This is a genomic window from Aeromonas sp. QDB63 (genome assembly GCF_027707425.1).
Lineage (GTDB): Bacteria > Pseudomonadota > Gammaproteobacteria > Enterobacterales > Aeromonadaceae > Aeromonas > Aeromonas caviae.
On the sequence record NZ_JAPCIS010000023.1, the window covers coordinates 46,297 to 68,116 of the forward strand.

Annotated in this window: 18 protein-coding genes and 1 pseudogene; 8 read left to right on the top strand and 11 right to left on the bottom strand. The window is 63.0% G+C overall.

The window, feature by feature from the left end; all coding sequences use genetic code 11:
* Positions 1-15 precede the first annotated feature (15 nt).
* Both PG879_RS14375 and PG879_RS14380 read right to left on the bottom strand, forming a co-directional pair.
* Positions 16-915 (bottom strand): chemotaxis protein, encoded by a 900-nt coding sequence (locus tag PG879_RS14375; RefSeq protein WP_210600410.1) that lies wholly within the window; start codon positions 913-915, stop codon positions 16-18.
* A 138-nt stretch (positions 916-1,053) separates the two neighbouring features.
* A complete protein-coding gene (locus PG879_RS14380) occupies positions 1,054-1,740 on the bottom strand; it encodes a hypothetical protein (RefSeq protein WP_042016811.1) in 687 nt (228 codons plus the stop codon).
* A gap of 39 nt (positions 1,741-1,779) precedes the next feature.
* On the opposite strand from PG879_RS14380, the gene PG879_RS14385 reads away from it, so the two are divergent.
* Positions 1,780-1,986 carry a YheV family putative zinc ribbon protein gene (locus PG879_RS14385; protein ID WP_010673247.1) on the top strand — a complete coding sequence of 69 codons (207 nt, stop codon included), beginning with the start codon at positions 1,780-1,782 and terminating at the stop codon, positions 1,984-1,986.
* Between the two features lie 146 nt (positions 1,987-2,132).
* A complete protein-coding gene (locus tag PG879_RS14390; protein ID WP_202041117.1) occupies positions 2,133-2,765 on the top strand; it encodes an FKBP-type peptidyl-prolyl cis-trans isomerase in 633 nt (210 codons plus the stop codon).
* A gap of 64 nt (positions 2,766-2,829) precedes the next feature.
* Here PG879_RS14390 and PG879_RS14395 read toward each other — a convergent pair whose 3' ends face one another.
* The gene (locus tag PG879_RS14395; protein WP_010673249.1) at positions 2,830-3,045 is read right to left on the bottom strand and encodes a SlyX family protein; all 216 of its coding nucleotides are present in this window, start codon (positions 3,043-3,045) and stop codon (positions 2,830-2,832) included.
* Between the two features lie 14 nt (positions 3,046-3,059).
* Positions 3,060-4,028 (bottom strand): WD40 repeat domain-containing protein, encoded by a 969-nt coding sequence (locus PG879_RS14400; protein WP_210600412.1) that lies wholly within the window; start codon positions 4,026-4,028, stop codon positions 3,060-3,062.
* A 119-nt stretch (positions 4,029-4,147) separates the two neighbouring features.
* Here PG879_RS14400 and fkpA point away from each other — a divergent pair, with 119 nt between their 5' ends.
* Both fkpA and PG879_RS14410 read left to right on the top strand, forming a co-directional pair.
* Entirely contained in the window at positions 4,148-4,957 is an 810-nt protein-coding gene (fkpA, locus tag PG879_RS14405; RefSeq protein WP_029313875.1) for an FKBP-type peptidyl-prolyl cis-trans isomerase, read from the top strand.
* Positions 4,958-5,105: 148 nt separating this feature from the next.
* Positions 5,106-6,509, top strand: coding sequence for a sigma-54-dependent transcriptional regulator (locus tag PG879_RS14410; protein WP_042881314.1), 1,404 nt, complete (start codon positions 5,106-5,108; stop codon positions 6,507-6,509).
* Between the two features lie 69 nt (positions 6,510-6,578).
* On the opposite strand, the gene PG879_RS14415 is transcribed toward PG879_RS14410, so the two are convergent.
* The 3 genes from PG879_RS14415 to PG879_RS14425 all read right to left on the bottom strand — a co-directional run bounded on the left by PG879_RS14415 (position 6,579) and on the right by PG879_RS14425 (position 8,333).
* On the bottom strand, positions 6,579-7,445 hold the full coding sequence (locus PG879_RS14415; RefSeq protein ID WP_202015653.1) for a tetratricopeptide repeat protein: 867 nt from the start codon (positions 7,443-7,445) through the stop codon (positions 6,579-6,581).
* 98 nt (positions 7,446-7,543) lie between these two features.
* Positions 7,544-7,879: a hypothetical protein gene (locus PG879_RS14420; protein ID WP_010673254.1), complete on the bottom strand. Its 336-nt coding sequence runs from the start codon at positions 7,877-7,879 to the stop codon at positions 7,544-7,546.
* A gap of 115 nt (positions 7,880-7,994) precedes the next feature.
* Complete coding sequence (locus PG879_RS14425; RefSeq protein ID WP_104451749.1) at positions 7,995-8,333, bottom strand: DUF2956 domain-containing protein; 339 nt, start codon at positions 8,331-8,333, stop codon at positions 7,995-7,997.
* A gap of 248 nt (positions 8,334-8,581) precedes the next feature.
* Here PG879_RS14425 and ushA point away from each other — a divergent pair, with 248 nt between their 5' ends.
* A complete protein-coding gene (ushA, locus tag PG879_RS14430; protein ID WP_210600414.1) occupies positions 8,582-10,252 on the top strand; it encodes a bifunctional UDP-sugar hydrolase/5'-nucleotidase UshA in 1,671 nt (556 codons plus the stop codon).
* 196 nt (positions 10,253-10,448) lie between these two features.
* Here ushA and PG879_RS14435 read toward each other — a convergent pair whose 3' ends face one another.
* Positions 10,449-11,303 carry a Tim44 domain-containing protein gene (locus PG879_RS14435; RefSeq protein ID WP_010673257.1) on the bottom strand — a complete coding sequence of 285 codons (855 nt, stop codon included), beginning with the start codon at positions 11,301-11,303 and terminating at the stop codon, positions 10,449-10,451.
* 421 nt (positions 11,304-11,724) lie between these two features.
* Between PG879_RS14435 and dnaB the strand changes: the two genes are divergently transcribed.
* Both dnaB and alr read left to right on the top strand, forming a co-directional pair.
* On the top strand, positions 11,725-13,119 hold the full coding sequence (dnaB, locus tag PG879_RS14440; RefSeq protein WP_039040054.1) for a replicative DNA helicase: 1,395 nt from the start codon (positions 11,725-11,727) through the stop codon (positions 13,117-13,119).
* A 138-nt stretch (positions 13,120-13,257) separates the two neighbouring features.
* Positions 13,258-14,331: an alanine racemase gene (gene alr / locus PG879_RS14445; protein ID WP_210600418.1), complete on the top strand. Its 1,074-nt coding sequence runs from the start codon at positions 13,258-13,260 to the stop codon at positions 14,329-14,331.
* A 157-nt stretch (positions 14,332-14,488) separates the two neighbouring features.
* On the opposite strand, the gene putA is transcribed toward alr, so the two are convergent.
* Positions 14,489-18,436, bottom strand: coding sequence for a trifunctional transcriptional regulator/proline dehydrogenase/L-glutamate gamma-semialdehyde dehydrogenase (gene putA / locus PG879_RS14450; RefSeq protein WP_210600420.1), 3,948 nt, complete (start codon positions 18,434-18,436; stop codon positions 14,489-14,491).
* Positions 18,437-18,834: 398 nt separating this feature from the next.
* Between putA and PG879_RS14455 the strand changes: the two genes are divergently transcribed.
* The gene (locus PG879_RS14455) at positions 18,835-19,272 is read left to right on the top strand and encodes a VOC family protein (protein WP_010673262.1); all 438 of its coding nucleotides are present in this window, start codon (positions 18,835-18,837) and stop codon (positions 19,270-19,272) included.
* 131 nt (positions 19,273-19,403) lie between these two features.
* On the opposite strand, the gene fumC is transcribed toward PG879_RS14455, so the two are convergent.
* Positions 19,404-20,795, bottom strand: coding sequence for a class II fumarate hydratase (gene fumC / locus PG879_RS14460; RefSeq protein ID WP_210600422.1), 1,392 nt, complete (start codon positions 20,793-20,795; stop codon positions 19,404-19,406).
* Positions 20,796-20,874: 79 nt separating this feature from the next.
* Positions 20,875-21,639 (bottom strand): annotated as a pseudogene (gene pepE / locus PG879_RS14465) (dipeptidase PepE).
* Positions 21,640-21,820: the final 181 nt, after the last annotated feature.

The following is a 21,820-nucleotide window of genomic DNA, read 5'->3' on the forward strand; positions in this document are numbered from 1 at the left end:
TGGCTCGCCGCGACATCAGGCCATCAGACGATCGTGGTGCTCGGCGCCGCGCAGCATGGCCTGGATCAGTTCGTTGGCTTCAAACTTGGTGAGCGCCTCGTGGGCGCCGACCTGATGGGCCCGCTCCACGCTGATCTCGCTGGAGAGGGAGGTGTGCAGGATGATGTAGGCTCCCGCCAGCTTGGCATCGCTCTGCACCTCGAAGGCCAGCTCGTAACCATCCAGTCCCGGCATCTCTATATCGCTCACCAGGATGTCGATCCGCGTGCCCTGGGAGACCCGGGTCTGCATCAGGGTGAGGGCGTCGCGTCCGTTGGTGCAGACCTCGTAGGGGATATTGATGTAATCGAGCGCCGCCATGAGCTGGCGACGGGCAACGGAGGAGTCGTCCACCAGCAGGATCCGCATAGGCTTGAGCCGCTCGCGCTGCACGTCGGTCAGCACGGGGTAGAGATGGCTGGGATCGTCCGGATAGACCCGCGACAGGATGAGCTCCACATCCAGCAACTGGATCAACTGATCTCCCACCCGGGTCACGCCGGTGACGAAGACGTTCTGTCCCAAGGAGGGAGGGGGCGGCTCGATGTCACGCCAGTTGCACTCGGTGATCTTGTCGATGCCCCGCACCAGAAAGCCCACCAGGGTGCGGCGGCAATCGGTGATGATGATGAAGCAGTGGGGCATCTCCTCCCGGCTGATGGGGCGGTAGCCCACGGCCATTGCCATGTCGATCACCGGGATGGTGATGCCGCGCATGCTGGCGGCACCGAGCACGGTGGGATGGGATTGTGGTAGAGCGGTGAGCTGGGTGTAGGGCACGATCTCCTTCACCTTGAGGGTACCGATGGCGAAGGATTGTCTGGCAGAGAGGTGGAACAGCAACATGCCCTGGGATTGGTTGGCCTTGCTCGTCATGGCGGATGTCCTGTTGATCTAGTCGGTGACGGTCAATCGGGTGTTCAGCATAAAGGATGGTGACATGAATGACTCCTTTGTTGTTAGCGGCGGTGAGCCGCAAAACTGGATTTCTTTTGTCATCCTTTTATGCCTCTCTTATCGGGTCGCGGACGGCTGAGGGGAGAGGGGCGCCCCGAGCCATTGCAGATGAGCCTCGGCCAGCGCGCTTTCATCCCGATAACCCAGCCTGCTCACCACCTGTGACGGTGTGCTGCCGCTTCGCAGCAGGCGAATCCCCTGCAACAGTTGCCACTGATCCTGCAGTGCCCGGGCGTCCGGGCCCTCGAGACCGCGAGTGCCCAGCAGGGTCTGCCAGGCAGCCACGCTATCCGGCTGCGCTCTGGCCAGGGCTTGCCAGGCATCTTGCAGTGCCTGATCCCCCAGTGACGAGATGGTGCAGCCGTGCAACTCATCTCCCACCACTTGCAGCCGCTGCCCATAGGGGCCTTGCCAGTCGCGTGGGCGTGACCAGGCCGCCAGGCTGTCCAGCAGTGCGTCCATCAACGGGCTTGCCTGCAACCAGCCAGCCTGGGCGGGCTGGGGCACCCGCACGGAGCAGGCCAGTAGATCATGCTGGCAGCCAGCCAGAGGGGTGAAGGCGGCGAGGGCATCGGCACAGAGCCAGAAGTGGCTGCCAGGTGTCAGCAGCAGCTCATGGGCACCCAATTTCAGCAGCGCCACCCCCTGGGTGACGCGCAGCAATTGGCCCATGGGGGAGCGCTTGCGGGGGCCGACCTGAAGGGTGGAAGTGGAAAAATGCTGATATTCGATGGCGTGATGCATGTAAAAACCCTGATATGATGCTGCCTGGAGGTAACAAAAATGGAAACCAGACGTAAAAAACGCTTCATTGCCGGGGCGGTTTGCCCGGCGTGCGGCAAGATGGACACCATGATGCTGTATATGGAGCATGGAGTCGAGAAGGTGACCTGTGTCGAGTGCGGGGATACCCAGGTGCAGACCCAGGAGCAGGTGGACAAGGCGACGCGCGAGGCGGAGCAGGTGATAGGGGTGTTTCGTCCCGAGTGAGGGCCATGCCTCAAGGTGATGGTACGCCGGTCAGGCTGGTCGCTGTTGATGACTTTTTCATCACACTGAAGCCGGGCCGACCATATGCTTGTCTGCCTTTTTGAGGTATTCTGAGCCCGTTTTTTTCTATCCGCAGGATCCCTGACATGAAAGTAGCTCCCCTGAGCGTGGTTACGCTGGAATACACGGTCACCGACGAACACGGTGAAGTCATCGACACCACTGTCGGTAAAGAGCCGCTGGTGTATCTGCACGGTACCCGTTACCTGGTCTCCGGCCTCGAAGCCGAGCTGGAAGGTCGCAGCGTGGGCGAGGCGTTCGACGTCACCCTGACGCCGAACCAGGCCTATGGCGAGTACGACGAGAATCTGGTGCAGGAAGTGCCCGGCGAGCTGTTCGACGGTATGGAAGTGTCTGAAGGGGATACTTTTGTGGCCGAGACCGACGACGGCCACCGCCCGGTGACCGTCATCGAGGTGTCCGAGGAGTTCATCAAGGTGGACGGCAATCATCCCCTGGCTGGCGTGACCCTGGGCTTCAAGGTCGAGATCAAGGACGTGCGTGCCGCGACCGCCGAAGAGCTGGCCCATGGCCATGTGCACGGCGCTGGTGGCTGCGGTCACGATCATGGTCATGACCATGATCACGATCACGATCATGACCACGGTGGCTGCTGTGGTGGCCATGGTCACAACCATGCACACGATCACGGCGACGATCACGGTCACGGTGGTTGCTGCGGTGGTGGTGGTTGTGGTGGCAAGGGCCATCAGCACTGATCACGGCCTGGCCGATGATAAAAGAACCCGCGCATGGCGCGGGTTTTTTTATGGCTGGCACGCATCAGTAGTGCGGTGGCGGCGTCTCTTCGGCCATGCTGGCGATCTGGCTCGGCTGTACGCTCTGCAATTTATCTACCAGTAGATGGATCTGGTGTTTGAGCCGGTCCAGCTCGCGACCCTGGGTGGTGACCTCGTCGTTGAGCTGCTCCACCGTGTATTCGGCAAAGGCGAGGCGGCTTTCCAGGGTTTCGAGGCGTTCGTTTAGTTGCTGACTCATGGGCCTTTTGGTCCTTACTTGATAGTCCAGATTTCAGCCAGGCCACTGGAGCTGGCACTGACGAGGTGGTTATTGTCGCGCAAAGCCACGCCATAGACCACAGCGCTCGGTGGTTTCACTTTGGGATGGGGCGAGACGCGCCAGCTCTGCAACGGCTGGCCGTCACTCACCTGCCACAGAGTGAGCTGGCGGGAGGGGGCGCCGGTGATGAGCCAGTTGCCGCCGTTGGCGAAGCGGGCGCTGGTGTAGACCTCGAAGCGGTGATCATATTGCAACCTGCTGTGCTCCTTGCCGGTTTTGAGATCCCAGATGCTGGCCTGGCGACTGTCTGCGGTGAAGGCGAAGCGTCCGGACGGATCCAGTCTCGCCATCACGACTCGCCCGGCGTGGTTGAAGCGCCACACCACCTGGCCCGTGCGGGTATCCCACAGATAGGCGCTGTAATCGTTGCCGCCGGTGAGGGCATAGCGACCGTTGGGGGAGAGATCCACCGTGTTGACCTGTTCGGTGTGGCCGAGGAATTGCAGCCGGCGTCCGGTCTGGGTGTCGACCACTTCCGCCTTGCCGTCTTCACGGCCGATGAGCACCTGGCGGCCATCCGCCGAGATCGCCGCATCGCGCAGGGGGGATTCTGGCAGGGAGTAGTAGCCCTGGGAGCGGCCATCCTGCAAGCGCCAGATGGCGAAGGTGTGCTGAGTGGCGGTGATGGCATGGCTGTCATCGGGGGAGAAGCGGGTCAGGGTGACGAACTCCTCCTGGTCGTCGCTCTGGCGCCAGCGCCAGCGCTCCTTGCCCTGTTCCAGATCCCACACCACAGTGCCCTGACTCAGGCTGGAGACGAGCGCGAGCTTGCCGGAACTGACGAGATCCGCGCTCAGCAGACCCTGGTTGGCGAGGTGGATCTGCTGGCTGGGAAGTGAGCGTTGTTCGCACCCCGTCAGCATCAGGCAAATACCGATGAGATAAATGGCACTTTTGATCATTTTTCCTGTCTCATGCTTTCGTTACCTGCGATCACGGCGTTAGTATAAGGCGCTTATCACGATAAACCTCTCATTTCACGAAGGAACCGAGAGCGGTATTTAGAGTTTTGGAGAAACTGATGAACAATTTTCTGAAGGTGTCCCTGTTGGCTGCGGCGGTTGCCGTCGGTCTGACTGCTTGCCAAAAAGATGAGAAACCTGCTGCGACCAACACCGCAGAGGTCAAGGCAGAAGCCAGCAAGCCGGCAGAGGCCCCCAAGGCTGAGGCCAAGAGCTTTGAAGAGCAATCCGGCTATGCGATCGGCCTCTCCATGGGTCGTTATATCGCCAATACCCTGGAGCGCCAGCAAGAGCTCGGCATCAAGCTGGACAACACCGTGATCCTGAAGGGTGTCACCGACGGTCTGGGCAAAGAAGCCAAGATGACCGACGAGGAGATCCAGAAGGTTCTGCAGGAATACGACGCCAAGATCAACGAGCTGACTAAGGCGAAGGCCGACAAGGATGCCGTGGAAAACCTGAAGAAGGGTGAAGAGTTCCTGGCTGCCAACGCCAAGAAAGAGGGCGTGAAGAGCACCGAGTCCGGCCTGCAATATCAGGTCGAGAAGATGGGTGACGGCGCCAAGCCGAAGGCCACCGACATCGTCAAGGTGCACTACACCGGTACCCTGACCGACGGCACCAAGTTTGACAGCTCCGTCGATCGCGGCGAGCCGGCTACCTTCCCGCTCAACCAGGTGATCCCGGGCTGGACCGAAGGGGTGCAATTGATGCCGGTCGGTTCCAAGTTCAAGTTCTTCCTGCCGTCCAAGCTGGCCTATGGCGAGCACGGTGCAGGTTCCATCCCGGCCAACGCCGTGCTGGTATTTGACGTAGAGCTGCTGGCCATCGAAAAACCGGCTGCCGATGGCGACAACGCCAAGAAATAAGCTCAAAGCACCATAAAAACGGCTCCCCAGGGAGCCGTTTTTGCTTGTGTATTGTCGCAATCCCCCGGATAAAGCGATGAGGCCGTCTTGAGTGTGTGGCGGCTAGCCCCCAGAATAGACAACAAAATCAAGCGCAAGGATGGATCTCGTGGCTGAAAGCAAACCCCGTGTCCTGTTGGTGGAAGATACCCGCAGTCTGGCGGTCGTCTATGAGCAGTATCTGGCCCAGGATGGCTACGAGGTGCAGCTGGCAGATTGTGGCCAGCAGGCTTTGGCACAATTGCTGGCAAGCCCGCCCCCCGTGGTGCTGCTCGACCTGGAGTTGCCCGACATGTCCGGCATGGACATCTTGCAGCAGATCACGGAGCGGCAACTGCCCTGCTCCGTGGTGGTGATCACCGCTCACGGCTCGGTGGATGTGGCGGTGGAGGCGATGCGGTTCGGGGCCTTCGATTTTCTCACCAAGCCGTTCGATGGCAAGCGCCTGTGCGCCACGGCGCGCAATGCCCTGAAGCACCAGCAGCTCAGCTCGCTGGTGGCCCAGTATCGGGAAAACTTCGAGCGCAGCTCCTTTGCCGGTTTCATTGGCGCCTCCATGGCGATGCAGGCGGTCTATCGCATCATCGAGAGCGCGGCGCCGAGCAAGGCCACCGTCTTCATCACTGGCGAGAGCGGCACCGGCAAGGAGGTGTGCGCAGAGGCCATCCACCAGTGCAGCCCGCGTCGGGATCAGCCCTTCATCGCCCTCAACTGCGCCGCCATCCCCCATGACCTGATGGAGAGCGAGATCTTCGGCCATGTGAAGGGGTCGTTTACCGGTGCCCAGGGGGATCGCAAGGGGGCGGCCAGTCTGGCGGACGGCGGCACCCTCTTCCTCGACGAGATCTGCGAGATGGATCTCGACCTGCAGAGCAAGCTGCTGCGTTTCATCCAGACCGGCACCCTGCAGCGGGTCGGCAGCGGCAAGCTGGAGACGGTGGATGTGCGCTTTGTCTGCGCCACCAACCGGGATCCCCTGGTGGAGGTCAAGGCCGGACGGTTTCGTGAAGACCTTTACTACCGGCTGCACGTGATCCCGCTGGCGCTGCCCCCCCTGAGGGAGCGGGGAGAGGACATCCTGCTGCTGGCCCGGGAGTTGCTGCTGCGTTATGCCGGTGAGGAGAACAAGCGGTTCAGGGACTTTGATGCGGACGCAGTGCAGGTGCTGCTCGACTACCCCTGGCCCGGCAACGTGCGCGAGCTGCAAAACGTGGTGCGCAACATAGTGGTGCTCAACGATGGCGAGCTGGTGAGCCCGGATATCCTGCCACCTCCCCTCAACGGGGGGCGTACCCTGGCCCCGGAGCCTGCGGTCGGGATCGCGGATCCCCAGTCAGAATCCGTCGTCGTTCGCAGGCAGGTCCGTCCGCTCTGGCAGGTGGAGAAGGAGGCCATCGAACAGGCCATCGCCAGTTGTGACGGCAACATCCCCAAGGCGGCGGCCCTGCTGGAAATAAGCCCCTCCACGATTTATCGCAAGAAGCAGAGCTGGGAAGAGGCGAGTCCGGCCTGAGCCGTCACCTCTGCTCCAGGGCAGACATGCTGATGTGCGGGGCGGCCAATTGGTCGCCCCGCACCCTTATCAGAGTTTGGCGAGCTGCTTGAGCCTGGCCAGTCGTTCTGCCTCGTTGGCGGTGAACCAGCCATCCTGTGACAGCAGAAACCAGGCGCGGGCAAAGTATTCGGGCGCCGCGGGATCATTGAGCACGAGCGCATTCTCCCCCAGCTCCTCGAACACATAGCCATCCTCGGGGGTGCCAGCGGCGGTCATGTCGTCGCGCAACTGCGCCAGTTCGGCCATGGCCTGTTCATGGCGATCCTGGGCCCGGCTCAGGCGCGCCAGACTCCAGCGGGCGATAAAGGCTTTGCCCTGGTTGTTGTGCTGCTCGTGCCAGGCCAGGCACTTTTGCTGACAGGCGATGGCCTCGTCGAGGCGACCCAGCTCGAACAGGGTCCAGCCCTGATTGTTGTAGAGGGTGGCGAGCCAGCCTCGTGCCCGCTTGTCGTGACTGCGCTCGGCCAGGGTCATCGCCAGCTGGTGCCAGTGGCTCTGCTCCTCCAGGGGGGCGGCGATGGCCACCATGTGGGCCGCATCGATGGCCAGATAGTGCTCTTCGTGCTGCTCTCCCAGTTGCCAGGCCTGTTCAAACAGGGCTCTGGCGCTGGCCTTGTCACCGGCGGAGTTGAAGGTGCGGCCACGCTCCAGCAAGGCGCGCAGGCGGGCCCGTGGAGTCGCCTCGGTGAGGCGGGGTTCTATCTCGTCGAGCAGCTGGTGCGCCTGCGCAAACTGGCGTTGCAGCGAATGGGTGCGGGCTATCTGGGTGAGGAGCTCCAGCTCCCATTGCAGGTTGGCGGCACGCGCCTCGGGCAGCAGTGCTTGAAAACGCTGGGCGCTGGCAACGGGATCCTGATAATCCCACAGTGCCATGAAATCGGGCGGATTGTTCATCTGGCCTCCATGCCGGTTATCCGCCCACCAAGATGCCTGAAGGCCATTCTTTGTACAAGAAGGGGGGCTGGCGCCATCGTGACGCCAGCGCTTGCCGATCAGTAGACCATGGCAAGGCTCATCAGCATCAGACCCAGGGCAGCAAAGGCTCCCTCCTTGATAGCCAGGCGCGGTACCAGTGCCTTGGGCAGGGCAGGGAACAGGCTCAGGGCAAAGCCGAACCCCGGCATCAGCCAGTGGAAAGCAGGGCTTCGCAGGGCGGGATCCGCAGCGCCATTGATGACGATGAGCAGGATAAAGAGGGTGAAGGCGGGCAGGATAAACCAGCGGGCATGGCCGGCGGCGACCGCCCGCAGTGGCGAGATGCGATAGAGCACCAGGGTCACGAGGAAGAGGGCGAGGGGAGCCAGCAGATAGAGCGGGGCCGGGTTCATGATGAGTGTCTCCTGACAAGGGGGGCAGAGTGTAGGCAGTCCGGGTGGAGAATGACCAGCCCCCCGCGCCCGGGCTGTGAAGCGGATCGCAGGGCAAAGGTTTGCCTGGGCAGGATCAGCGGAACCAGAACCAGAGCACGGCAAATACCAGCCAGCTCAGCATCAGCAGGATCCAGGGCAGCGGGTGCTGGCGGGTGAGCTCGATGACCTCGGCTTCGCTCTCCTCTTCCCGTGTCTCTTGGGAAGAGTGCCTGGCTTTGGCTTGCAGTTTCTTCTGGCGGCTGGCCTCGCGGGCCTTCGCCTTCATCTGTTTCTTGTATTCGTCTATGCCCTTCTGGATCCCCTGGGCGATGAGCTGGGTTTGCTCCTTGGTCTGCCCCGGCTTCTGGTTGGCACGGGCGATCTTCATCGCCTCCTGCTGGGTTTCGGGGGAAATTTTGTCGTACTTGGCCATTCCAGGCACTCCTTGGCATTGATTGGCGGGCAGTATGCCATAACCGTTACCGGCGGGCTGCCATCATGGGGGAAATTGCTCTGTGAGTGGGGGGCCTCTGTTCCAAATAGGGGAAACAGGTTGCGTGGATGATCACATTTGGCGGAATTTGTGAGTCGCCGATGAAAAACCGTCACATGTTGTTTGTTATATTACCGCCCGATCCTGGATAGGGTCGTCCAATAACAAAATAACAAGGTGATATGGAAATGAATTATAAATTTGTCAAAGGAAGTATCGCACTGGCAGTGCTTGCCGCATTGAGCGGCTGCAATACCTCAAGCAACGACAGCGTCGCCCCCTGCACCGAAAATGTCTGCAAGCTGACCATTTTGCATACCAATGATACCCACGGTCGTTTCTGGCACAACGACAAGGGCGAATATGGCATGGCGGCCCAGAAGACCCTGGTCGAGCGGCTGCGTTCCGAGGCGAAAGCGGCGGGCAGCGAAGTGCTGGTGCTCTCCGGCGGTGACGTCAACACCGGGGTGCCAGAGTCGGATCTGCAGGATGCAGAGCCGGACTTCATGGCCATGAACAGCATCCGTTACGATGCCATGGCGGTGGGCAACCACGAGTTCGACAACCCCCTGACCATCCTCGAGAAACAGCGTCAGTGGGCCCAGTTCCCGATGATCTCCGCCAACATCTATGACAAGACGAGCGGCAAGCGCTACTTCGATCCCTACAAGGTGTTCAAGCTGGAAAGCGGCCTCAAGGTCGCCGTGCTGGGTCTGACCACAGAGGACACCGCCCAGCTGGTGGATCCCAACAACGTCCAGACCCTGGAGTTCCGCGATCCGACCACGGAAGCCGCCAATCTCGGCAAGCAGATCCGCGACAACAAAGAGGCGAACCTGGTTCTTGCCATCACCCACATGGGCCATTACGAGAATGGTCAGCACGGCAGCAACGCACCGGGTGACGTGGAAATGGCCCGTGCGCTGCCGGCAGGCACCCTGGACGCCATCATCGGTGGTCACTCCCAGAACCCGGTCTGCATGGAGCCGGGCACCCCGGACAAGTACGCCGACTTCAAGCCGGGCGACGATTGCCAGCCGGATCAGCAGAACGGCACCTGGATCATGCAGGCTCACGAGTGGGGCAAGTATGTGGGTCGTGCCCAGTTTGACTATCAGAATGGCAAGCTGACCCTGACCCAGTACGATCTGATCCCGGTCAACCTGAAGAACGCGGACGGTGATTTCATCCAAGAAGAGATCGTCAAGGATCCCGAGCTCTACAACACCCTGCTCACTTATCAGGAGAAGGGACAGCAGGAGCTGGGTGTGGTTATCGGTGCCACCGATGGCGTACTGGACGGTGAGCGCGCCAACGTCCGCAACAAGCAGACCAACCTGGGTCGTCTCATCACCACCGCGACCGCCGAGAAGCTGAGCACCGACTTTGGCATCGTCAACTCCGGCGGGGTACGTGCCTCCATCGCGGCAGGGGACATCAGCTACCGTGACGTGCTGACCGTGCATCCGTTCGGCAACACCGTCAACAAGGCGACCATGAGCGGCAACGAGCTGCTGACCTACCTGGGTCAGGTCGCGACCAAGACCGCCAATACCGGTGGCTATGCCCAGTTCGGCGGTATCAAGATGACGGTGGATTGCCAAGCCAAGAGTGTGGACATCGCCACCATCGGCGGCAAGGCCTTCGATCCGGCAGCAACCTACAGCTTCTCCATCCCGAGCTTCAGCGCGGCCGGTGGTGACGGTTATCCGAAGATCGACACCATCAATGCCGGTCTGGTGGATGCCGGTGTGCTGAAGGATTATATCGCGGCGAAGAAGACCATCCAGGTCGCCGATTATCAGCCGGCCGGCGAGGTCAGCTATATCAACTCCACCTCGGTAGAGGGTTGCAAATAATCTCTGCACCCCGAGCCAATAAAAAAGAGAGGCAGCCATGGCTGCCTCTCTTTTTATTTTCAATGTCATCAGCATTGTCTCTCGGGAAATATATCCGGCCACGGGGAGCTGCCTCGAAATAGGGCATGACACGATCCGATGGCAATAAAAAGGCGACCCTGAGGTCGCCTTTATCATGCTTGCCGGAGGAGCGTGCTTAGAGCTGCTCGATGCCGACGATATGCCAGGGGGCATTGTCCTTGGCGAGATCACGCTCGAGGTGCCACACCTCCTTGATATCCTCCTCGACCTGCTCCTGACGGTCCATGTAGCGGCCGCTGAAGCGCACGCTCACCTGGGCCCAGTCGCTGCCGTAGTCGGCACGGACCAGCTGGGTGTCCACGTACATCACCTCGGTGTGCTGCTCACCGGAGAGCTCGGCGCGTTCGGCCTTGAGGTGCTCGAACAGCTCGGGGCTCACGTACTCGCGGATCTTCTCCAGGTCGTTCTTGTTCCAGGCCTCTTGCAGGGTGCGGTAGTGATCGCGGGCGCCGGCCAGGAAGCCGTTCATGTCAAAGCCCGGGGGCAGACGGAAGGGCACGTCGCTGTCGGCAAAACCGGTGGCCTGCGGGGCGCTGTGGCTTTGCTCGAACTGCTGGGGGGCCGCGCTCTGGGGCGGTTGATAGCCCGCATAGGCCGTCTGTGGCTGGGCCGCTGCTGCCTTGTTCCTGCGCAGGGCTCGGAACAGGAAGACACCGCCCAGTGCCAGCAGGGCGATCAGCAGGAAGTCCATCCCTTGCAGACCTTCGAAGGCGCCGCTGCCCAGCAGGTAGGCGAACAGGCCGCCGGCCAGCAGACCACCCAGCAGGCCGCCCATCATGCCGCCTTTCTTGGGTGCCTGGGCGCCCACGGTCGGGTTCTTGGTGTCGACCGGCTTGGCTGCAGGTTGGGCTGGAGCCGTCTTGTAGCTCTTGCCAAAGGATTTGCCGCCACCAAGTTTCTTGGCCTCGGCGATGGGTGCCCCAAGGCCAATGGCCAGGATCAGGGCAAACAGGGTCAGCATCTTTTTCATTTTGACTCTTTCACTCTCATGTAGGTGGGGGCATGCTCTGCTTGTGCAAGCTCAGCGAGGCGCATGGCAGGCTGCCAGTCCCTTTTTGTGTTGCAGCTTGCGGGTATGATTATCACGGATGGCATGAATTATTCATGAACAGATTGAGTCGTCCGACAGGGGAGGCGCCCATGAGACACAGACGGCCGAGTCGCTCGGTGCGCAGGCTGCGCAACAAACAAAGAGCTAGAACGAAAGATCAGACCCTGGTCTGGCCCTTTCTCGTACTGTGAGGCATGTCTGCGGCGCACAAGTGGATGACGCTGACGAGGCCTGGGTCCCGTCTTGTCGCCGGATGCGATGACGGGACGTATTAGCGCTCGCGATGGCGGGGTTTCTTTTGTAAAATTCCCGTCCCCTTCCCGCTGCGGTTTTTATGTGTATGGCAGAGCAAGTGACGGCGAAAAAAGACGCCAAGACACAACAGCTGAAAGTACCTCCCCACTCTTTTGAGGCCGAACAGTCCGTACTGGGCGGCCTGATGCTGGACAACGAGGCCTGGGATCGGGTCGCCGAACGGGTGATCGACAAGGATTTCTACAGCCGCCCGCACCGCCTGATCTTCCAGGCCATGACCCGCCTCTCCAATGCGGGCAACCCCATCGACCTTATCACTCTGCAGGAGGAGCTCGAGCGCTCCGAGCAACTGGAAGAGGCCGGTGGCTTCGCCTATCTGGTGGAGATCGCCAAGAACACCCCGAGTGCCGCCAACATCAGTGCCTACGCCGAGATCGTGCGTGAGCGGGCGGTGGTGCGGGAGATGATCTCGGTCGCCAACGAGATAGTCGAAGCAGGCTACGAGCCCCAGGGACGTACCTCCAACGATCTGCTGGACTTGGCCGAGAGCAAGGTGTTCCAGATCGCCGAGCAGCGCACCAGCGCCAACGAGGGCCCCCAGCCCCTGAAGCTCATCCTCGAGCAGACCGTCGACAAGATTGAAGAGCTGTTCAAGACCCCCCACAACGGGGTGACCGGCGTGTCGTCCGGCTACAACGATCTGGACAAGATGACCGCCGGCCTGCAGCGTTCGGATCTGGTCATCGTCGCCGCCCGTCCCTCCATGGGCAAGACCACCTTTGCCATGAACCTGTGCGAGCACGCGGCCCTCACCGCCGACAAGCCGGTGCTGATCTTCTCCCTCGAGATGCCCTCCGAGCAGATCATCATGCGTATGCTGGCCTCGGTGGGGCGCATCGACCAGACCAAGGTGCGGACCGGCCAGCTCGACGACGAGGATTGGGCGCGGCTCTCCTCCACCATGGGGCTGCTGCTGGAGAAGGGGAAGATGTACATCGACGACTCCTCCGGCCTCACCCCGACCGAAGTGCGCTCCCGTGCCCGCAGGGTGGCGCGGGACAACGGCGGCATCAGCATGATCATGGTGGACTACCTGCAACTGATGCGGGTGCCGGCGCTGTCTGACAACCGAACTCTGGAAATCGGTGAAATCTCCCGCTCCCTCAAGGCGCTGGCGAAAGAGCTGCAGTGCCCCGTGGTGGCGCTCTCCCAGCTGAACCGAAGCCTGGAACAGCGTGCCGACAAGCGCCCGGTCAACTCGGATCTGCGGGAATCCGGCTCCATCGAGCAGGATGCGGACTTGATCATGTTCATCTACCGCGACGAGGTCTATCACGACGACAGCCCCGACAAGGGGATCGCCGAGATCATCATCGGCAAGCAGCGTAACGGCCCCATAGGACGAGTGCGGCTCACCTTCCAGGGTCAGTTCTCGCGCTTTGACAACTACGCGGGCCCGGCGTTTGATGATGACTACTAAGTAAGCCGGGAGCCTGCTCCCGGCATCCATAAACAGTTTTCCCGGTTCGACAATTCTGCCGGTCCGGCCTTAGACGATGAGATTTGAGGGCTGACACCACCCGGTGCCTGATTATCATGCCCTCGTAAGGGAAAACAGATGAAAGCGGCTATCGCCCAGATCAATACAGCGGCCCTGCGCCACAACCTCGCTGTGGTCAAACGCCACGCCCCCCAATGCAAGATCATTGCCGTGGTCAAGGCCAACGCCTATGGCCACGGCCTGCTGCCGGTCGCCCGCACCCTGGTGGATGCGGACGCCTACGCGGTGGCCCGCATCGAAGAGGCGCTGATGCTGCGCTCCTGCGCCGTGGTCAAGCCCATCGTGCTGCTGGAGGGCTTCTTCAGCGCCGCCGACCTGCCGGTGCTGGCGGCCAACAACCTGCAGACCGCGGTGCACACCTGGGAGCAGCTCGAAGCGCTGGAGCAGGCGGAGCTGCCTGCCCCCGTGGTGGCCTGGCTCAAGCTCGACACCGGCATGCACCGCCTCGGGGTACGGGCCGAGGAGATGCCCGCCTTTATCGAGCGCCTCGGCAAGTGCAAGAACGTGGTGCAGCCGTTCAACGTCATGACCCACTTCAGCCGCTCCGATGAGCTGGAGCAACCCACCACCCGCGAGCAGATCGACTTGTTCAGCCAGCTGACTGCGCCGCTGTCGGGCGAGCGCGCCATGGCCAACTCGGCAGGCATCCTGGCGTGGCCGGATTCCCACTGCGACTGGGTGCGCCCCGGCGTCATCCTCTACGGCGTGTCGCCGTTCCCCAATACGGTGGCGGCGGATTATGACCTGCAGCCGGTGATGACCCTCAAGACCCAGCTCATCGCGGTGCGCGATCACAAGGCGGGCGAGCCGGTAGGCTATGGCGCCAACTGGGTGTCGGATCGCGATACCCGGCTCGGGGTGATTGCCATCGGCTATGGCGACGGTTATCCGCGCATGGCCCCCAACGGCACGCCAGTGCTGGTCAATGGCCGCATCGTGCCCCTGGTGGGGCGCGTCTCCATGGACATGACCACGGTGGATCTCGGTCCCGGCGCCACCGACAAGTCCGGTGACGAGGCGGTGCTCTGGGGGGAAGGGCTGCCGGTAGAGCGGGTTGCCGACCAGATCGGCACCATTCCCTATGAGCTCATCACCAAGCTCACCTCCCGCGTCTTTATGGAGTATGTGTAGGCGAGTCGCCCCTCATCCCCAACCCTTCTCCCGCGAGGGGAGAGGGGAGAACAAAAAGGCCGCCCCGACAAGGGCGGCCTTTTTCATGGGCGTGTCCCAGAGACGAAAGAACAAGCCCCGCATTGGCGGGGCTTGAGTCTCCGTCACTATGCGGCGCTTAGCCTATGGTCATCAGGCTGGCGTTGCCACCGGCGGCGGCGGTGTTGACCGAGAGGGCGTGCTCGATGAGCAGGCGCTCCAGCGGGATGTCGGTCTCGCCGCGATGCAGGCCGTGCACACCGATGATGGCGCCGTTACGGGCTGCCTGGCGCGCGGCGGCGAGCTTGCTCACCTCCCGCAACTGATCCGAGTCGCCGTGGTGCAGCAGGGCATCGAAGTCCGTCTCCCCCGTGGCCCAGTCCGCCACCAGCGCGATGGGATCCCGCGCCTCGGTCGGCAGGGAAGAGAGCAGGGAGCGTGTCTGGGCATCGTCCGGCAGCAACACCTGGCTGCCGACCGCCAGACAGGCGGCCAGCTGGGCCAGCAGGTCGGCCTTCTCCTGGGCAAGACAGAGCACCCGTTCCCGGGGCAGCAGGCTGTAGCTGTTGCGCTCGCCGGTGGGGCCGGTCAGCAGCTGGGTACGGCCGCTCTGGGAGAGCGCAGCGTAGTGATCGCACAGGGCGGCGAGGGCCGGATCCTGCTTGCTCGCCCAATCGCGCAGGGCCACGAGGGGGGCTTTCGCCTCGGCATGCAGGGCGCCGGACTCCTGGTGCAGCTGGTTGGCCACCGCCTCCTGGGGACGGGCGCCGAGCAGGCGATACATGTAGAGCGGGCCACCGGCCTTGGGACCGGTGCCGGAAAGCCCTTCCCCACCGAAGGGTTGCACCCCGACCACGGCGCCCACGATGTTGCGGTTGACGTAGAGGTTGCCCACCTTGGCCACGTTCACCACCTGGGCGATGGTCTCGTCGATGCGGGTATGAACACCCAGGGTCAGGCCGTAGCCGCTGCCGTTGATCTGCTCGAGCAACTCCCCGAGCCGGGTGCGCGGGTAGCGGACCAGGTGCAGCACAGGGCCGAACACTTCGCGTCCCAGTTCGTCCAGGCTGTCGAGCTCGATCAGGGTCGGCAGCACGAAGGTGCCACGGCTGCAGGCATCCCCCTGGGTGCGGGCGATCTGGTGCACCTTGCGCCCCTTGTCGCCCATGGCCTTGATGTGGCGCTCGATGTTGGCCTTGGCCTCGGCGTCGATGACGGGACCGATGTCGGTGGAGAGGTGCTCGGGGCTGCCGACCTTGTACTCGGCCATGGCGCCCTTGAGCATCCGGATCACCCGATCCGCCACGTCATCCTGCACGCATAGCACTCGCAGGGCGGAGCAGCGCTGACCGGCGCTGTCGAACGCCGAGGAGATGACATCCATCACCACCTGTTCGGTCAAGGCGGAAGAGTCGACGATCATGGCGTTCTGGCCGCCGGTCTCGGCGATGAGGGGAATGGTGCGACCCTGGGCGTCGAGGCGACCGGCCAGGTTGCGGGAGATGATGCCCGCCACCTCGGTGGAGCCGGTGAACATGACGCCGCGCACCCGTTCGTCCGCGATGAGCGCCGCACCCACGGTCTCACCACGGCCCGGCAGCAGTTGCACCGCACCGGCGGGAACCCCCGCGTCCAGCAGGATGCGCACCGCCTGGGCGGCGATGAGGGGGGTCTGCTCGGCAGGCTTGGCCAGCACCGTATTGCCGGCGGCCAGGGCCGCGCACACCTGGCCGCTGAAGATGGCCAGCGGGAAGTTCCAGGGGCTGATGCAGACCACGGGGCCGAGCGGCCTGTGGGTGTCGTTGGCGAAGTGGTTGCGCGCCTGGGCGGCGTAGTAGCGCAGGAAGTCCACCGCTTCGCGCACCTCGGCGATGGCGTTGGCAAAGGTCTTGCCGGATTCGCGTACCAGCAGGCCCATCAGGGGTTGCAGTTCGGATTCCATCAGATCGGCTGCCCTGTCCAGCACGGCGGCCCGCTCGGCTGGCGGGGTGGACTGCCAGATCTGGCCGCTCGTGAGGGAGCAGGCGAGCGCCTTGTCCACCAGCGCTACCGTGGCTTCGCTCACCTGACCGACGACATCGCGGTGATCCGCCGGGTTGAGCACGGGCTGGAACTGGGTCGGCGCCTCGGTGTCGCAACCCAGCATGGGCACGGCTTGATAGGCGGTGTTGGTGCTGGCGAGCAGGGCGGCGGAGAGTGACCCCAGGCGGTGCTCGTTCGCGAGATCCAGACCTGCGGAGTTCGGGCGCGCCTCGCCGTAGAGATCCCGGGGCAGGGGGATGCGCGGATGGGGCAGACCCAGGGTCCCTTCACGGGCGGCCATCTGCTCGATCTGCTGCACCGGATCCTGCACCAGATCCGAGAGGGAGATGTTGTTGTCCGCGATGCGGTTGACGAAGGAGGTGTTGGCCCCGTTCTCCAGCAGGCGGCGCACCAGGTAGGCGAGCAGGGTCTCGTGGCTGCCTACCGGTGCATAGATGCGGCAGGGGCGACCCAGCTTGCCGTCGGCCACCTTGCCGACCACCTGTTCGTACAGGGGTTCACCCATGCCGTGCAGGCACTGGAACTCGTACTGACCCGGGTAGTAGTTCTGACCGGCGAGCTGATAGATGGCAGACAGGGAGTGGGCGTTGTGGGTGGCGAACTGGGGATAGATGGCCTCGGGCACCGCCAGCAGCTTGCGGGCGCAGGCGAGGTAGGAGACATCCGTGTAGGGCTTGCGGGTGTAGACTGGGTAGCCTTCCAGCCCTTCCTGCTGGGCACGCTTGATCTCGCTGTCCCAGTAGGCGCCCTTCACCAGACGGATCATCAGGCGGTGACGGCTGCGCTTGGCGAGATCGATGACGTAGTCGATCACATAGGGGCAGCGCTTCTGGTAGGCCTGGATGACGAAGCCGATGCCGTTCCAGTCGGCGAGGGACGGATCGAAGCAGAGCTTTTCCAGCAGATCGAGGGAGATCTCCAGGCGATCGGCCTCCTCGGCGTCGATGTTGATGCCGATGTCATACTGCCTGGCGAGCTGGGTCAGGCCCAGCAAGGTGGGGTAGAGCTCCTCCATGACGCGATCGTACTGGGCGCGGCTGTAGCGCGGATGCAGGGCGGAGAGTTTGATGGAGATACCCGGCCCCTCGTAGATGCCGCGACCGTGGGAGGCCTTGCCGATAGCGTGGATGGCCTGCTCGTAGGAGGCCAGATAGCGTTTCGCATCCTCCTCGGTCAGGGCCGCTTCCCCCAGCATGTCGTAGGAGTAGCGGAACCCTTTGCTCTCCATGCCGCCTGCGTTCGCCAGCGCCTCGGCGATGGTCTCGCCGGTGACGAACTGCTCACCCATCAGGCGCATCGCCATGTCGACGCCCTTGCGGATGAGCGGCTCACCCCCCTTGCCGATGAGTCCCTTGAGGGAGTTGTTCATGCCCGCTTCGTTGTGGGTGGCCACCAGCTTGCCGGTGATGAGCAGACCCCAGGAGGCCGCGTTGACGAACAATGAGGTGCTCTGGCCCAGGTGCTGGCTCCAGTTGCCGCCGCTTATCTTGTCGCGGATGAGGGCATCCCGGGTCGCCTTGTCGGGGATGCGCAGCAGCGCCTCCGCCAGGCACATCAGGGCCACCCCTTCCTGGGAGGAGAGGGAGAACTCCTGAAGCAGCCCCTGCACCAGGCCCTGACGGCCGCTGGCGCTCTTCTGGTTGCGCAGCTTCTCGGCGATGCCCATGGCCAGCTTCTGGGTCGCGTCAGCCTTCTCCTTGGGCAGACGGGCCTGCTCCAGCAGCATGGGGACGGCTTCGGTCTCGGGGCGGCGATAAGCCCCCGTGATGGCGGCCCGCAGCACGGACTGGGGCAGAATGCTCTCGGCAAACTCGAGGAAGACCTGGATGCCCTGCTCGGTCAGGGTCTCGACGGCCTCTTCCCCGGCGGCGGCAGCCAGCCCGGAGTGCTCGGGCGGGGTCAGACCGCGATCCAGTTGCTCCAGATAGGTGAAGATGGCTTGCTTGATCAGCCAGTGGGGAGTGCGATCCAGGGTCTGCGCAGCCTGTTTGAGGCGGTCGCGGGTCGCTTCATCGAGTTTGACGCCGAGGGTGGTAGTGGCCATGGGACTTCCTGTGTCTAGAAGGTAACAATATTACCGGACGGTTAAATTTCGCCGATGATGGTGCAACCAGGTGCAACCTTCAAGCAAGAAATTTTAATGTATTGGTTACATTGTTGAATTCTTCCATGAATCCGGTCTCCATCAGGCTCCTTTCAAGCCCGCCGCTTGTCCGCTTTTCACAGCATTATTAATGGGTTGGCAATGCATCTTATGAATGCTGATGTGAGGTGCAACCTCTTGTAAATGTGGTTGCGCTTTTGGGGGTTCGACCGAGCCTGGGCTGTGAGCGCGGCTCCCCCGTGCGCAGAAGGGGGCGGAGCGCCACCTGACAGAGCCCCGTGCTCTTCTATGCTGTTAGCTGGCCACAGGGGCCAGCTATCGGTGACAAGGAGAAACCCATGGCGCGTGTCAGTACCTATCTCAATTTTGCCCGGGAGACGGAGGCTGCCTTCCTCTTCTATCGCGAAGTGTTCGGCGGTGACTTCAGCGGCCCCATCCACAGGTTCAAGGAGTCCCCGGGTTGCCCGGGCCAGCCCCCTTTGTCGGAGGAAGACGGGGAGCTGGTGATGCATGTGGCCCTGCCCATCCTTGGGGGTCACGTGCTGATGGGCACGGATGCTCCGGCCAGCATGGGGTTCACCCTGGTGCAGGGCAACAACAGCTACCTCAACCTGGAGCCGGACAGCCGGGGCGAGACCGATCGCCTGTTCGCAGCCCTGGCCGAGGGAGGTCAGGTGGAGATGCCGCTGGCGGAGATGTTCTGGGGTGACTATTTCGGATCCCTGGTGGACAAGTTCGGCACCCACTGGATGTTCAACTGCCAGAGCAAGACCTGACGGCAGATCTGCAATGAAAAGGGCGCCATGGCGCCCTTTTCATCTTTATTGCCCATCACTGTCCCTATTTGCTGCGCCTGCCACCTGCGCTGGTATGCCCCGGGCATGGGATTGCAGTGCGCTGAGCTGCTTTATGGCGTGCGACCCACCATGTCAGCGGGGATCACCCAGGCATCGAATTGCTCCGCGCTGAGGTGGCCCGAGGCAATGGCCGCCTCCCGTAGACTCAGCCCCTGATGGTGCGCCCGTTTGGCGATGTCGGCCGCCTTGTCATAGCCGATATGGGGGTTGAGGGCCGTCACCAGCATCAGGGAGCGGGAGAGCAGATCGTCGATCCTGGCCTGGTTCGGGGTGATGCCGACGGCGCAGTGGTCGTGGAAGCTCTGCATGCCGTCCGCCAGCAGCCGCACGCTCTGCAGGACGTTGTAGGCGATCATCGGCCTGAACACGTTGAGCTCGAAGTTGCCGCTGGCGCCGCCGATGTTGATGGCCACATCGTTGCCCATCACCTGGGCGCACAGCATGGTGAGCGCCTCGCACTGGGTCGGGTTGACCTTGCCGGGCATGATGGAGGAGCCGGGCTCGTTTTCCGGAATGATGAGTTCCCCCAGCCCGCTGCGGGGGCCGCTCGCGAGCCAGCGCACGTCGTTGGCGATCTTCATGAGGGAGGCCGCCAGCGTCTTGAGGGCGCCGTGGGCATGGACCTGGGCATCGCTCGCCGCCAGGGCCTCGAACTTGTTGGGAGCGCTCACCAGCGGCAGACCGGTCTGCTCGGCCAGGGTCCTGGCCACCGCGTCGGCGAAACCTGGGGGGCAGTTGAGGCCGGTACCCACCGCCGTGCCCCCCAGCGCCAGCTCGCACAGATGGGGCAGGGCGGCCCGGATGTGGCGCTCCCCCTGACTGAGCTGGGCTACCCAGCCGGAGATCTCCTGCCCCAGGGTGAGGGGCGTGGCGTCCTGCAGGTGGGTGCGGCCTATCTTGACGATGTCGTCGAAGGCGGCGGCCTTGCTCGCCAGGGTCTCTTTCAGGGGGACGAGCGCCGGCAGCAGCTGGCCCGTGATGGCGGTGACGGCGGCCAGGTTCATGGCGCTCGGGAAGACGTCGTTGCTGGACTGGCTCTTGTTCACCTCGTCGTTGGGGTGTACCAGCCGCCCCTCGCCACGGGGGCCGCCGAGCAGCTCGCTGGCCCGGTTCGCCAGCACCTCGTTGAGGTTCATGTTGGTCTGGGTGCCGGAGCCGGTCTGCCACACCATCAGGGGAAACTCGGCGTCGTGCTGGCCGCACAGGATCTCGTCGGCGGCCGCCATGATGGCCTGGGCCTTGCGCGCGGGCAGCAGTCCCAGGGCGTGATTGACCCTGGCACAGGCGGACTTGATGCGGGCCAGGGCATGGATGATCTCCCTGGGCTGGCGCTCTCCCGAGATGTTGAAGTGGTGCAGGGAGCGCTGGGTCTGGGCGCCCCAGAGCCGATCGACCGGGACGGCGATCTCCCCGAGGCTGTCGTGTTCAATCCTGATGGTCATGGTGCCTCCCGCCGGCAGGAAAAGGGGCGAGGGAAGATCCCTTGCCCCTCACAGCATGGCAAATCCCGCGGGCGAACGCTCAGGTCACCGCGGTCGTCATGGCCCCGGCCAGGGGGTGAAACGGCGTCAGCCCGGCCAGGGGCGCGGCCGTGATGAACTCCTGAGTGGTCTCACCGTGCTTGAAGATCTTGAAGCCCTCGCCCCGGGCGTTCCAGTATTCGATGCTCTCGCCGCCGTGCTCGCCGCTTACCTAAAGCAGGCTCCCTTCGCGCAGGGCCACCACGGACTCGCTCGGGTTGATGGCACAGAACTCGGCGAGCCGCTCGTCCCGGGTCTCCCCCATGTGGCCGCTGATGCCGGCATCCAGGTAGTGGGGGTTGATCTGCAGGGGGAACAGGCCCAGCGCCGGCAGCACGGCGGCGCTGCACACCGGCATGTCGTTGGTGGTGCGGATGCTGGGGGTAGCCACGTTGCAGCCGGCGCTCCAGCCCACATAGGGCACGCCTCGCTCGCGCACGGCACGCTGGATGGGCACCACCAGGCCGTATTCGTGCAGCAGCTGGTTCAGGCGCCAGGTGTTGCCGCCGCTGATGAAGATGGCGTCGGCCCGCTGGATGGCATCCACCGGATCGTCGAACTGGTGGATGCTGATGGCCTTCACCCCCTGGCTCTCGCTGAGTTCGAAGGCGCGGGCGTCCCAGTCGCTGCGGATCACCGCGTAGGGGATGAGCAGGATGCGCTTGACCTGTTTGCGGGCGAGCAGGGTTCGTACCCGCTCCCGGGCCCAGCCGAGCAGGCCGGGGTGTTCTGTGGTTTTGCCGTTGCTGAGCAGAAGCAGTTCCATGAAAGCTGTCCTCAAAGGGTGAAAGCGGAGGAGGGAGGATCACTTGGGCCGGTGCGGCCAAGTGGCCGTCGGGGCATGCTAGGCTGTGTTCTTAAAGTGATGAGGATATAATCTCACATCTTCTCAACAGCTTAAGATCCATTCCGTGTCCCGCCGTTATCAGCTGACTGATGCACAATGG

Excerpts from the sequence above, each read along its gene's own strand:
- PG879_RS14375 (WP_210600410.1), bottom strand. The coding sequence starts at position 915 with ATGACGAGCAAGGCCAACCAATCCCAGGGCATGTTGCTGTTCCACCTC.
- PG879_RS14380 (WP_042016811.1), bottom strand. The coding sequence starts at position 1,740 with ATGCATCACGCCATCGAATATCAGCATTTTTCCACTTCCACCCTTCAG.
- PG879_RS14385 (WP_010673247.1), top strand. The coding sequence starts at position 1,780 with ATGGAAACCAGACGTAAAAAACGCTTCATTGCCGGGGCGGTTTGCCCG.
- PG879_RS14390 (WP_202041117.1), top strand. The coding sequence starts at position 2,133 with ATGAAAGTAGCTCCCCTGAGCGTGGTTACGCTGGAATACACGGTCACC.
- PG879_RS14395 (WP_010673249.1), bottom strand. The coding sequence starts at position 3,045 with ATGAGTCAGCAACTAAACGAACGCCTCGAAACCCTGGAAAGCCGCCTC.
- PG879_RS14400 (WP_210600412.1), bottom strand. The coding sequence starts at position 4,028 with ATGATCAAAAGTGCCATTTATCTCATCGGTATTTGCCTGATGCTGACG.
- fkpA (WP_029313875.1), top strand. The coding sequence starts at position 4,148 with ATGAACAATTTTCTGAAGGTGTCCCTGTTGGCTGCGGCGGTTGCCGTC.
- PG879_RS14415 (WP_202015653.1), bottom strand. The coding sequence starts at position 7,445 with ATGAACAATCCGCCCGATTTCATGGCACTGTGGGATTATCAGGATCCC.
- PG879_RS14420 (WP_010673254.1), bottom strand. The coding sequence starts at position 7,879 with ATGAACCCGGCCCCGCTCTATCTGCTGGCTCCCCTCGCCCTCTTCCTC.
- PG879_RS14425 (WP_104451749.1), bottom strand. The coding sequence starts at position 8,333 with ATGGCCAAGTACGACAAAATTTCCCCCGAAACCCAGCAGGAGGCGATG.
- ushA (WP_210600414.1), top strand. The coding sequence starts at position 8,582 with ATGAATTATAAATTTGTCAAAGGAAGTATCGCACTGGCAGTGCTTGCC.
- PG879_RS14435 (WP_010673257.1), bottom strand. The coding sequence starts at position 11,303 with ATGAAAAAGATGCTGACCCTGTTTGCCCTGATCCTGGCCATTGGCCTT.
- dnaB (WP_039040054.1), top strand. The coding sequence starts at position 11,725 with ATGGCAGAGCAAGTGACGGCGAAAAAAGACGCCAAGACACAACAGCTG.
- alr (WP_210600418.1), top strand. The coding sequence starts at position 13,258 with ATGAAAGCGGCTATCGCCCAGATCAATACAGCGGCCCTGCGCCACAAC.
- putA (WP_210600420.1), bottom strand. The coding sequence starts at position 18,436 with ATGGCCACTACCACCCTCGGCGTCAAACTCGATGAAGCGACCCGCGAC.
- PG879_RS14455 (WP_010673262.1), top strand. The coding sequence starts at position 18,835 with ATGGCGCGTGTCAGTACCTATCTCAATTTTGCCCGGGAGACGGAGGCT.
- fumC (WP_210600422.1), bottom strand. The coding sequence starts at position 20,795 with ATGACCATCAGGATTGAACACGACAGCCTCGGGGAGATCGCCGTCCCG.